A 12,448-nucleotide genomic window follows, 5' to 3' on the forward strand; every position below is an offset into this window, starting at 1 on the left:
CGCCTATCCAAAAGCCTGCAAAGGAGCGATCAGTAGAAAAACTGATCGCTTCGTCGCTTCGGACACTGGCATCCCATGACCGCATCGGATACAATAACCCTTGTCGGGTTTCGGCATTCGAGAATCCATAAGGAGTTAGGTCGACGTGCCCAGACGCGCCATCGCCATGCTGAGAGAAGCTAATTATACGTCGCTGAAGAGCGCCATGGGGAACTATTTCCTCGCGTCCGTGAAATTCCTGGCCTATCAATGGACCGGGTCATCGGCCATGCAGGCCGAGGCGATTCACAGTTTCAACGATGGCTGCGCCCAGGCGGCGGTCTTCGCCGGCTCCGTCTTTGCCTCCCGCAAACCGACCGCCAGTTTCCCCAACGGTTTTGGACGCCTCTCCAACCTGATCGTCCTCTTTGTGGCCATCTTCATGACCTACAACGCCGTCAAAGCCATCTCGGCCGGTTATTCGGCGATCCAGAACCCGCACCTGCCGACGGGTTTTTACTGGAACCTGCTCGTCCTCGCCGTTTCCCTCGTCGTTGACGGGATCGTGCTGGTGACGGCCATGAGAGACATTGCCCGTGAGGCGGAGGTGGAGGCGGAGGGGTTCGCCCTTTTCCGGCTGTCTCTGCAGAAATACCACCTGGCTTCGCCGGAGACGCGGCTCGTCTTTTTCGAAGACCTGCTCGCCTCGGTCGCCATCCTGGTGGCCATGGCCGGCCTGACGGCGACCCAGTTCGGCATCGTCCCCTGGGGCGACGGTCTGGCAGGCCTAGTCATCGGGCTGCTGCTGCTCGGCATCGCTGTCTCCGTCGCCTGGGAGAACGTCAAGGGGCTGATCGGCTACACGGCGCCGGAAGAGGTGGTCGATGAGATCGCCGAAACGATCATGGATGTGCAGGGTGTCGAAGACCTCTACGACCTGGATGTGGTGCGGGAAGGCTCTTATCTCGATGTGGACGGCACGATCGAACTGCCGGAGACCTGGTCGGTCGGTCAGGCGGAAGACGTGAAAGAGGAGATCCAGCGCCGGCTCAAGGTGATCTATCCGAACATCCACAACGTCACCTTGAGCATTCATGAGGATGATGAACTGAGCCGCTGGGGATCGCGCGATTTCGTCCGGCTGAAGCGCAAAAAAGTGGCCAACCGGCTTGTCAAAGCCGAGAAAAAAACATAGCGACAGGGGGAACCTTAGGAACCATGGGTGTCATTGTCATCGGGCATCGCAGCCCCGATACCGACTCCATCTGTTCGGCCATCAGCTACGCCTATCTCAAGGAGAAGCTGACCGGCCGCGAGTACATAGCCGCCCGGTGCGGCAATCTCAAACCGGAAACAGAATTTGTCCTTCGCCACTTCAACGTCGAAGCGCCTCGCGTTATCTGCGACGTGCGCTCCCGTGTGGCCGACATGCTCGGCGGCCAGGCGCCGGTGGCCATCTCGCCGGACACGCCCATCCGCGAGGTGGGCATCCTGGCACGCGACAAAAACATCAAGTCCCTGCCGGTCGTCGATGAGCGCAACCGACTCCTCGGCATCATCACCCTCGGCGACATCGCCCAGCGCTACCTGAACCTGGATGAACTGAACGACCTTGACCGGATGGGCCTCACCATCGGCGGGATCCTGCGCACCATGGGCGGCAGATTCCTCGTCCCGGCGCCCTTGGATACGAAGCTGCGCGGCAAGGCGATCATCGGCGCCATGCATGTGGAGACGATGGTCCAGCGCATCGGCGAAGGCGACACGGTCGTCACCGGCGACCGGGAGAACGCCCAGTTGGCGGCACTGGAGGCCGGCGCCGGCTGCCTGATCGTCACCGGCGGTCTCAGCATCAGCGAACGGGTGGAAAAGTCAGCCCGTCAAAAGGGCATTCCTGTGCTCACGGTGCCTTACGACACCTTCAACGCCGCCCGGCTCCTGGGCCTCAGCGCGCCTGTCAGCACGATCATGCGCCAGGATATGGTCTGCTTCCAGCCTGACGAGTTTGCTGACGATGCCCGCAAGGTCATGCTGGAGACGCGCTTTCGCAACTACCCCGTCATCGATCATGAGAAGAAACTGCTCGGCGTCATCTCCCGCTATCACCTGCTGGCGCTTCAGCGCAAGAAGGTCATCCTTGTCGACCACAATGAAAAGAGCCAGGCCGTGGCCGGTCTTGATCAGGCCCAGGTCCTCGAAGTGATCGACCATCACCGTATCGGCGATGTCCAGACGGGAGAACCGATCTACTTCCGGGGCGAACCGGTCGGCTGCACGAGCACCATCATCGCTGCGATGTATGAAGAGAACGAGATCGAGCCGCCGAAGGAGATCGCCGGTTTGATGACGGCGGCCATCCTCTCCGATACGGTGCTCTTCAAGAGCCCCACCTGCACCGCCCGGGACCGGCGGACCGCCGAGAAGCTGGCCAAGATCGCCGGCGTTGACCTGCAGGACTTCGGCCTCAAGCTCTTTACAGCCGGCTCCTCCCTGGAAGGCCGGACGCCCGAAGAGATCATCTTCCAGGACTTTAAAGAGTTTCACCTGGGTCCCCTCAAACTGGGCATCGGCCAGGTGGAGACGATGGATTACGACGGCGTCACCCGCATGCAGGAGACCCTGCTTGAGGAGATGGAGTCGATCCGCAAGAAAAAGGACCTTGACCTGGCCCTGCTCATGCTGACCGACATCATCAAGGAAGGGACGCGGCTGCTGGTGGCCGGCGAGAAGAAGGAGCCTGTCGAAAAAGCCTTCGGCGTGCCTGTCCAGGAACAATCGGCCTACCTCCCCGGCGTGATTTCCCGTAAAAAGCAGGTCGTGCCGCCCTTGTCGGCCTACCTGGGAACGTGATCGACCTTGTGGCTCCCCCTGTTGTCATCAACGGGGGGCTTTTTGTTTTGGTAAGGCGGATAGGGGTAGGAATGATACGCTATAATATACTGGACGTTCCGAGAAAGAGGAGAGACGATCCATGGAAAAAGAAAAAGCGCTGCCCAAGCGCCAGGACATCTCGGCCGAGTTCAAGTGGAAGTTGGAGGACATCTACCCTGCAGACGACGCGTGGGAGAAGGATTTTCAGGCCGTGCCCTCGCTTCTGGAAAAGATGACGGCCTTGAAGGGCAAGCTCCAGGAGAAGAGCGCCAACCTCCTGACGGTCCTGCAACTTCAGGACGAACTCGGCAAAATGCTGGAAAAAATCTTCACCTACGCCCGCATGCGCCGGGACGAGGATAACGCCAATCCCGCTTACCAGGCATTGACCGACCGCGCCGTCGCCCTGAACGCCCGGGCCGCCGGGGCGACCTCCTTCCTTACTCCCGAAATCCTGGCGATCCCCGATGACACCCTGCAGCGTTTCCAGAAGGAAGAGCAGGGCCTCGCCCTGTACCGCTTCCTATTGGATGACCTGAAGCGCCAGAAAGCCCACGTGCTGACCGCCGACGAGGAGGCCATCCTCGCCCAGGCCAGCGAACTGGGCCAGTCGCCGGGTCAGATCTTCACCATGCTGAACAATGCCGACCTGACCTTTCCCACCATCCGCGACGAAGAGGGTCGTGAGGTGGAGATCACCCACGGCCGCTACGGCCAACTGATGGAGAGCAAAGACCGGCGCGTCCGGCGTGAGGCTTTCCACGGCATGTACGGGACTTATAAAAAGCTGGAGAACACCCTGGCGACCACCTTCAGCTCCGCCATCAAGCGGGATGTCTTTTTCTCCCGCGTCCGCCGCTACCCCTCGGCCCTGGAAGCGGCGCTCTTCGGCGACAACGTGCCGAAAGACGTCTACGACAACCTGATCGGGACGGTCCGCAAGCACAACGACGCCATGCACCGCTATGTGCGCCTGCGCAAGAAGCTCCTCGGCGTGGACCAGTTGCATATGTACGACCTCTATGTGCCCATGGTGGCCGATGTGGACTGGAAAGTCACCTATAACGAGGCCTTGGAAATGGTCAAACAGGGCCTCGAACCCCTGGGCGCCGACTACGGACGCGTCCTGGACGAGTCCTTCCAGACCGGCTGGATCGATGTCTACGAAAATAAGGGGAAGACGAGCGGCGCCTACTCCTGGGGCCCTTACGGGACCCACCCCTATGTGCTGCTCAACTACCAGGATCGGCTGGACGATGTCTTCACCTTGGCCCATGAGATGGGCCATGCGCTACACTCCTACTACTCCCACAAGGAACAGCCCTACATCTATTCGTCGTACACCATCTTCGTCGCCGAAGTGGCCTCCACTGTCAACGAGACGCTGCTGATCCGCCACATGCTGGAAAAAGAGCAGGACAAAGGCCGCCGCCTCTTCCTGCTCAACCACTACCTGGAGCAGTTCCGCGGCACCGTGTACCGGCAGACCATGTTCGCCGAGTTTGAAAAACTCGTCCACGCCAAGATCGAGGCGGCGGAAGCCCTCACATTGCAGGAACTGAAGCAGATCTACCACCGCCTCAACGTCGATTACTACGGCCCCGACATTATTGTCGATGACGACATCGACATCGAATGGGCGCGCATCCCCCATTTCTACAACAACTTCTACGTCTACAAGTACGCCACCGGCTTCTCCGCCGCCACGGCTCTTTCGGCGCAGATCCTCGCCGAGGGACAGCCGGCCGTCGATCGCTACCTAACCTTCCTCAAGAGCGGCGGTTCCGACTACCCGCTGGAACTGCTCAAGCGGGCCGGTGTGGACATGGGGACGGCCGAGCCCATCGAAAAGGCGCTCTCCGTCTTCCGGGAACTCCTTGACGAGATGGAGAAATTGGCCACTGGTTCAAACTGAGCAAGGGCCACATCGAAGGCGCGCCTAAAGACAATGACGGAGACAGATGACATAGAAAAGCGGTCAGAAGCTCATGCGCTTCAGGCCGTTTTTTTGTTATATTTTTCTCATCGGAGTAGGCATCAGTGGCAGGATTCTGTACGATTGGAAAGAATTTTAACCGTTAATAACAGGTACTTTTGTAGGGCTTTCAGGGGCCGGGGAGGAGATAGCCATGTCTTCGGAACGACCTTGTTGTGAAGAGGTCATCGACAGGCAGGCAGTGATATCGTTGCTGGAGGATTTGGACCCCCAGGAAAGCAGAGAGCTTTTCGCTCGCCTTGTCGAGATTTATCTCAAAGAGACACCGAGAAGAATCAAGGTCCTGGCGGAAGCATTTGCGACCGGTTCTTCAGGAGAGGCCCGGCAAAGCGCCCACAGCCTTAAGTCGAGCAGCGCCATGTTGGGCATTTACAAGGTGGCTGAGTTAAGCCATCAAGTGGAGCAGTTTGCCAGGGACGGAGCATTGGCAGAAGCGAATGCCGTTCAGGCGGCCTTGGAACATGAATGTGATCGGGCTTGCGCCTGTCTCCGTCTGATACGGGACAGCGGTTTTCCTACTGTGAACCCCTAGGCGGCGCCTATCGAGAAGCAGAAGAGGAGAAAGCCGTGGCAACGAATCAGAACAATCGGACCGATGCGAACGAGCGGAGCAGCAGCCTTTTCCGCCTACGGACACTGAAAGCGCAGCTGAACTGGTGGGGGATACTGCTTGTCCTCGTGCCCACTATCATATTGACAGTAAACTTCCTCGTCACCGAGATTCATCATATTCAGCGGGAAAAATTCGAACAGTTGGAACAGGCCATCACCATCCAGCGCAATGCCATCGATGAATGGTTCAAAAACTGCCGAGATGATGTGAAAACCTTAGCCCAAATGAAGGCGCTGCGGACGGGCGACAATCAGGAGATGGAGGCCGTCTTCCGCATATTCCTTGAAGAGCATCGGCATTTCAACCACATGACCTTTGTCAATCGCGACGGTTTCAATGAAGTCGATACGGCTGGACGCACCGGGCAAATCAATCTTTCCGACAGGGAGTACTTCCGGGCGGGACAAATCGGCAAGGACTTTATCACCGACGTCATCATCGGGCGCAACACGGGTCGAGCGCTGGTGATTATTTCTGCGCCTGTGTACGGCTTGGATAATCAATTCCGAGGCATCGTTTTCACATCGGTCAATCTGGCTACCTTGGAGGCGGTCATGAGCCGGTACCGCCCCGGGGAAACGGGGGAGACCTATCTCGTCAACGAGAACGGGCTCATGATCACCCAATCCCGCTTTGCCCCGGAACTGGTGAAGCGCGGAATCATTGATGGATCCGCCCCTTTGCAGGTCAAGGTGGACAGTCAAGCCTTTCAGTGGGCGTTGAAGGGAAAGCCGGGAACCGCCATCTATCCCAACTACCAGGGAAAAAAAGTGCTTGGCGCCTACCAGCGAATGCAGCAGCAGAACTGGGTGATCATCGGAGAGGTGTCGGAGACGGAGGCGATGACCCCCTATTACCATCAGATGGGCACCATGATCGGCGTATCTCTCATCCTGCTGCTCCTGTCTGTGCCTCTCACCGTCGCCGTGTCCAATCGGATCCGCAAACCCGTCGACAACCTGATTGAAGGCTCCCGGCATATGCAGCAGAAAAACTACAGCTACCGCATCGATCTGCCGGACAGCCCCAACGTGCCCATTGAACTCAAGGAACTGAGCAAAACCTTTAATCGGATGGCCGAAACGATCGATGACCATGTGCAGGAACTGCGGCGCGCCAACGAGGCCAAATCCGACTTTTTGGCCAACATGAGCCACGAAATCCGCACGCCGATGAACGCCATCCTTGGCATGACAGAACTGCTCGGCGAAACACAGTTGACGCCGGAACAGGTCGAGTATGTGCGCATCTGCCGCGGCGCCGGCGACACCCTGCTCTACTTGATCAATGATATCCTGGACTTGTCGAAGGTGGAGAGCGGTCGCATGGAACTGCAAACGACGGTGTTCAACCTCGGTGAGTTGGCGGAAAAGACGGCCGAGATGATGGCGGTTCGAGCCCACAAAAAGGGTCTGGAACTGGTCTGTCACATCTTCCCCGGTGTGCCGTCCCAGGTGGCCGGCGATCCGGAGCGTTTGCAGCAGATCCTGATCAACCTGATGGGCAATGCCGTGAAATTTACGGAACAGGGAGAGATTGTGCTCCGGGTGGAGCGCGACCCCGATCAGCCTGGTGAGTCGGCTGCGATTCGTTTTGCCGTGTCTGATACGGGGATCGGCATCGCAGCCGATAAAAGGGAGGTTATTTTTGAGCGGTTCAGTCAGGCCGATTCATCGACGACCCGTCGCTACGGCGGCACTGGACTGGGGTTGACGATCTCTCGTTATCTTGTAGAAATGATGAAGGGCCGGATTTGGGTCGAAAGCGAACTTGGAAAAGGCAGCACCTTTTATTTTACAGCCCGTTTCCGGCAAGCCGATCCTGCGGAGGAGATGAGCCTGCCGCCGGTGGAAGCGTTGCGCGGGATCCGGGCGTTGATCATCGACGACAACGAGACGAACCGGATCATCCTGCGAGAAACGGTGAAATCCTGGGGGGTTATGCCGGTCGAGGCGCCGGGAGGCGCTGAGGGCATCGCCGAGATGAAACGGGCCAAGGCGCAGGGGTTGCCGTACCAACTGGTGCTGCTGGACTGCCGGATGCCGGAGATGGATGGATTTCAAGTGGCCGAACGGATTCATGCCGAGGTTGAACTCCGTGGAGCCACTGTCTTGATGGTCACTTCCGATAACCGGATCGACGATGCCCAGCGGGTCAAGCAGTTTGGGTTGGCCGCCTATCTGGTCAAGCCGGTCAAACGCAATGATCTGCTCAAAACGGTATTGTCCGTTTTAGAAAGGGGCCCGGAAAAACGAGAAAGTCAACCAGGTCGAGATGGAACCCTGACGCCTTTGGGCGTCCTGCGAATCCTGCTCGTCGAAGACGCAGAAGACAACTGCTTGTTGATTCGGACCTATCTAAAATCAGAACCTGTCGAAATTGATGTCGCAGAAAACGGACAAGTGGCCGTCGATAAGTTTAAAACCGGGCGTTACGATATGGTGTTGATGGATATTCAAATGCCTGTGATGGACGGGATCACAGCCACGCGGGAGATCCGGCGATGGGAGCAAAGGAGAGGGCGTCCGCAAACACCGGTGATTGCGCTGACGGCCAATGCGATGCGCGAAGACATGGAACGCAGCCTCGATGCCGGTTGTAATGACCACTTGACGAAACCGATCAAGAAAAAGACCCTCCTGGAAGCGCTGTACCGTTTTTGCGGCTGCTCGAACAGCGGTGAGGGGCAGGGATAGGGTCTCACGAAGGCAATGAGAGAAAGACGCGATAGGACTTTCGTGATGTCTTTCCGACGCGCGATGGGGAGGAAGGCCTAAGATGGGGATTCTGATCATTGATGATGCCGAGGACATCCGGCTGTACTTGCAGGCTGTCCTGGCATCGGACGGCTACGAGGTGTATTCGACTGCGTCGGCTCGGGAAGCGCTCGCTCTCCTTCTAGACGGACCCTCGATTGATCTGATTCTGCTGGATGTAATCATGCCGGAAATCGACGGTATCGAACTGTGCCAGCGAATCAAGTCTGATGCGGCTTGGCGCGACATCCCTGTCATCATGGTGACGGCGCTGACGAACATGGAGGACCTGGACCGGGCCTTTGCCGCCGGGGCCATGGACTATATCATAAAACCCGTCAAAAAGCGGGAATTGCTGGCGCGCATCCGTTCGGCTCTTGCCTTGAAAACGGAAATGGACCGGCGGAAGGCGCGGGAAGAGGAATTGCTCCGGGTGACGGCAGAACTGGAGGAAGCGGTGCGCAAGCTGCAAAACCTGTCTTCCCTTGACGGACTGACTGGTCTGGCCAACCGGCGCCGCTTCGACGAATACCTGGCGTCGGAGTGGAAAAGAGCGATTCGCAACGGCACGCCGATGTCACTGATCCTCTTTGATATCGACTGGTTCAAGCCCTATAACGATACATACGGCCACATTCAGGGCGATGATTGCCTGAAGGCCATCGCCAGTCTGATGCCCGAGGTGGTCCGTCGCTCCAGCGATCTCGTCTGCCGCTATGGCGGCGAGGAGTTTGCCGTCATTTTGCCCGACACCTCGCAGGAAGGCGCCCTTGCTGTGGCCGAATCGATCCGCGGGGCTGTCTCGGAAGCAGGGATCGAACACCGGCAATCACCCCTTCACCGGGTGACTGTCAGTGTGGGCGTGGCGACGGCGTACCCTTCCCCAAGCAGCGAGCCGAAAACGTTGATCGGTTACGCTGACGAAGCGCTCTATGAGGCAAAACATCAGGGGCGCAACCGGACGGTGGAGATCGCCGAAATCCACCGGTCGCGCTGATGTCAGTCTAGAGGCCATGAGACATGCAAAAATGCCCTCCGCCATTAAGTAGTTGGCGGAGGGCATTTTTGCGCCTTTAACCTTGCCTTTTTCCTGTTACTTTATCCCGGTGCTGATCCTGACCCTTATCTTGACTCTTAATCTGGGTCTTACCCTGGGCCTTATTCTGGTCATAATCTGGGTTTCCCTTTGCTGAACCCGCATCGCCGGCGGTCACTTTTTCGGCTTCGTCCTGTGTCCCTTCGGCAGGTGTCTTGCCCGCGCTGTTCCCACCGATTTTAAACTTGCCAATGCCCTTATAAGCCAGATGGAAGTCGCGCACGGTCTGGTTGAATTCGCGAGAACTCATCGACGTGAGCCCTTGGCTGTGCAGGAACTGCTTCAACTGTCCGGGTGCAAATTGGTGGTCAGCGGTTGACTGGATCATCAACTTGGCCTGATCGGGCGTCAAGCCGAATGTTTCGCACAACGAGAGCAGGGCGTCTACCTGGGTGGGGGATGCAGCTGAACCCAAGGTCGTTTCAATCGCTGCCTTCAGACCTTCGCCTTCCGGCAGGTTCTGATCGGAGGGCGTTGTTGTCTGATCTGTCGCCGGCTCTGCTGTTTGTTCCTCTGAAGGGGACGACGATTCATCTGTTGGTTCCTTTGATGGCGATTCGGACGGTGCAGCGTTCGCATCAGTCCCCGCCGCCGGAGAGCCCTCTTCAGCAGTTTCTGTCGTAGAGGAAGCGATCATCGTCGAGAGCGGGCTGGGCAAGGACAGATCCAGTTCGGACAGCGTTCCGGTCACCGCAGCGCTGGCGGCGCCGGCCATCCCCATAATCAATACGCCGGCCAGCGCCTGTGTCAGGATTCGTTTCATAATCGTTCACTTCTCCTTTCAAACGTAAAGGCTTGGCCTCCCTGAGGTTGCCCCCTCGGTAGAGCCCCCCCCGGTAGAGCCCCTTTAAGGGTAGACCTGCGTTGGAGTTGGGCCTGAAAGACCGCCCCTTTTGCTAAGTGATGCGAAAGGGGATTGCTTTTTCGGGAGGTCGCCCGTGAAAAACAGTGTTGGTAATCATTCCCCGCTGACGACCCCCAAAAAACGGCCCTTCCCTGCGGATAACCCAAGTAGATGGGAAAACGGGGTGATGGCGATGAGGTCTGTGCCATTAGGTGAAAACCGATCGAACGATTCTGGTCATTTGCTGGAGCAGGTGCGCCTGGGCGACAGGTTAGCCAGGGAAAGGCTGATCGGCGATTACCGGGAAAGGGCGCTGGCCATGGCGTCGAAGATTTGCGCCCGTCCCCTCGACCGGAACAACGATGATGAATGCAGCATCGCCCTCATCGCCTTAAATGAAGCGATAGATTCATACCTGCCTGAGAAAGGCGCCGCTTTCAGCACCCACGTCTACCGGGTGATTCGCGCTCGATTGATCGATCATTTCCGGCGTGAAGCGAAAAATCAGTGGCTATACCTGGAGGGCGCTGGCGATGGGAACAGCTATCGCGCCTATGAACAGGTGACATCGCTGGAGGCTTTTCGTCACCAGCGAGAGGCGGAAGAGCGAGAGATGGCCATGGGGCTATTTGTGGACACCTTAGCCGATTTTAAGATCACCATCGACGATTTGGTGCAATCGTCGCCCAAGCACCGGGATACACGGTCCAAGCTCTATCGGGCGGCCCAGTGCTTAGTCCACGACGAAGATCTTCGCCGGCGGTTTTTTACTACCCGCCAGTTGCCCCTCAAGGAATTGACAGCGGTGAGCGGGTTGAGCCGCAAAGTGCTGGAAACGGGGCGGAAATACATCGTAGCCTTGGCCATTGTTTTGGCGGATAAGGAGTTTCATTTTGTTCGTTCGTTCTTGTCTGTTGATGAGGAGAAGGAAGGGGGCTGCCGCGATGGCAATGGTTGAAGGGCTTGTTGTGCAGACGGATACGGCGGAGATGGTGATCCTGACTCGCGACGGCGAATTTCTTCGGGTGCCTTTGCTTGCGAACAGCGTCCGGCCGGGCCAGCAGGTTAGTGTAGACGTGCCGGAATCGGGTGGCAGGCAAGAATCAGACAGGGAGCATGAATTGGAAGGTAAGCACGAATGGGAGAGCAAGCACCAATCGGAAAGGAAGCGCCAATCAGATAGGAAGAAGGAGTCTGACCCGAACCGGCGTCGCTTGACAGGACTTGTTGCTGCTGTCTTGCTCCTTATCGCCTTTGGCCTCGCCGCCCCTCAATGGAATCCATTGCAGCCCCGGGAAGCAGTAGCTGCCATCCGTTTCGATATCGGTCCGGCTTTTGAGTTGTACACAGACACTGATGGGAGGGTCACCGGCGCGCAGGGGATGAACAGCGCCGGTGAGGTCGTCCTTTCCAGCTTGTCTTTGCGTGGAATGGCTGTGGAGGACGCCATCGATGCCGTGACTGCGAAGGCCGCAGCGGAGAGGCTCGTTGTTGCCGGAGAACCTTTGGAGCCGCAAGTGGCTTGGGTTCCTGTGGCTCGCGATCACCAGGCCTTTCATCCACCCATCTCGCAGGAACGACTGCAAAAGCGTCTTGACCATGCCCTCCGAACGGTGACAGGCGATGACCAAACTAGCCGGAGCGGTTCCGGTTCTTCTACAAAGGAGGGCAACCCACCGGATAGCGACAAACCAGATGGCAACCAACGGGATGGCGAGGATAGGGTGGCAAAGGAAAAGCGGATTGACGGGGGCAAGCCGGTAAAAGAAAAAACGACTGGCACAGAGACAGGTGGAAACGTTGAAGAAAAAGAGCCCGGTCAAGGAAAAGTATTGAAAGAAAACGGGAATAATCAAAACGGGAATAGTTTTAACAGAGAGAATCAAGACAAGGGTAAGCGAAATTGAGACGTGCTGGATAAATTTAGTCCTTGATCGATTCTATTTAGTGTGGTACTATTCTCAAGTGCCGCTGATGAGCACGAAAATACGGCAAGAAACGAAAAAAATTCTTGTTGACGATTCTGGGAAGTTGTGATACGATATCAAACGTTCGCGACAAACTGGCGAATCGGGAAACGAATCAGCGGTGTAAGCGAAAAACTGGTCCTTGAAAATCGAACAGTTGCGAATCAAAAGCGTGCAAAACCAATCAATTCCTCTGATGTCCGCTGGCGGCGCAAGTCGGCAGAGGATAGCAGTAGAAGAGCGATTGTCGGCAACGACGGTTGCTCAAAAAGATTGTCAAATAAGAGCTTGACTTAAGCTTATCTACAAATTTTTGTGGAGAGTTT

9 protein-coding genes are annotated in these 12,448 nt (G+C 57.2%); 8 read left to right on the forward strand and 1 reads right to left on the reverse strand.

Going from position 1 to position 12,448, the window contains the following annotated elements; genetic code table 11:
• Positions 1-145 precede the first annotated feature (145 nt).
• From GTO91_RS16295 to GTO91_RS16320, 6 genes are all read left to right on the forward strand, one after another.
• Positions 146-1,174 carry a cation diffusion facilitator family transporter gene (locus GTO91_RS16295; protein ID WP_161259792.1) on the forward strand — a complete coding sequence of 343 codons (1,029 nt, stop codon included), beginning with the start codon at positions 146-148 and terminating at the stop codon, positions 1,172-1,174.
• Between the two features lie 23 nt (positions 1,175-1,197).
• Positions 1,198-2,829, forward strand: a complete 1,632-nt coding sequence (locus GTO91_RS16300) for a putative manganese-dependent inorganic diphosphatase (RefSeq protein ID WP_161259793.1) — start codon at positions 1,198-1,200, stop codon at positions 2,827-2,829.
• Positions 2,830-2,950: 121 nt separating this feature from the next.
• Entirely contained in the window at positions 2,951-4,765 is a 1,815-nt protein-coding gene (pepF, locus tag GTO91_RS16305) for an oligoendopeptidase F (RefSeq protein WP_161259794.1), read from the forward strand.
• A gap of 214 nt (positions 4,766-4,979) precedes the next feature.
• A complete protein-coding gene (locus GTO91_RS16310; RefSeq protein WP_161259795.1) occupies positions 4,980-5,378 on the forward strand; it encodes an Hpt domain-containing protein in 399 nt (132 codons plus the stop codon).
• Between the two features lie 35 nt (positions 5,379-5,413).
• Positions 5,414-8,155 carry a response regulator gene (locus GTO91_RS16315; protein ID WP_161259796.1) on the forward strand — a complete coding sequence of 914 codons (2,742 nt, stop codon included), beginning with the start codon at positions 5,414-5,416 and terminating at the stop codon, positions 8,153-8,155.
• A gap of 82 nt (positions 8,156-8,237) precedes the next feature.
• On the forward strand, positions 8,238-9,212 hold the full coding sequence (locus GTO91_RS16320; protein ID WP_161259797.1) for a diguanylate cyclase: 975 nt from the start codon (positions 8,238-8,240) through the stop codon (positions 9,210-9,212).
• Between the two features lie 76 nt (positions 9,213-9,288).
• Here GTO91_RS16320 and GTO91_RS16325 read toward each other — a convergent pair whose 3' ends face one another.
• Positions 9,289-10,074 (reverse strand): hypothetical protein, encoded by a 786-nt coding sequence (locus GTO91_RS16325; RefSeq protein ID WP_161259798.1) that lies wholly within the window; start codon positions 10,072-10,074, stop codon positions 9,289-9,291.
• A gap of 268 nt (positions 10,075-10,342) precedes the next feature.
• On the opposite strand from GTO91_RS16325, the gene GTO91_RS16330 reads away from it, so the two are divergent.
• Together GTO91_RS16330 and GTO91_RS16335 are read left to right on the forward strand one after the other, a co-directional pair.
• The gene (locus tag GTO91_RS16330) at positions 10,343-11,113 is read left to right on the forward strand and encodes a sigma factor (protein ID WP_161259799.1); all 771 of its coding nucleotides are present in this window, start codon (positions 10,343-10,345) and stop codon (positions 11,111-11,113) included.
• Positions 11,100-12,062, forward strand: coding sequence for an anti-sigma-I factor RsgI family protein (locus tag GTO91_RS16335; RefSeq protein ID WP_161259800.1), 963 nt, complete (start codon positions 11,100-11,102; stop codon positions 12,060-12,062). Before GTO91_RS16330 ends, GTO91_RS16335 begins: the two co-directional genes overlap by 14 nt.
• The last annotated feature ends 386 nt before the right edge of the window (positions 12,063-12,448 follow it).

Origin of the sequence: Heliomicrobium undosum (assembly GCF_009877425.1) — a bacterium.
GTDB classification, from domain to species: domain Bacteria; phylum Bacillota; class Desulfitobacteriia; order Heliobacteriales; family Heliobacteriaceae; genus Heliomicrobium; species Heliomicrobium undosum.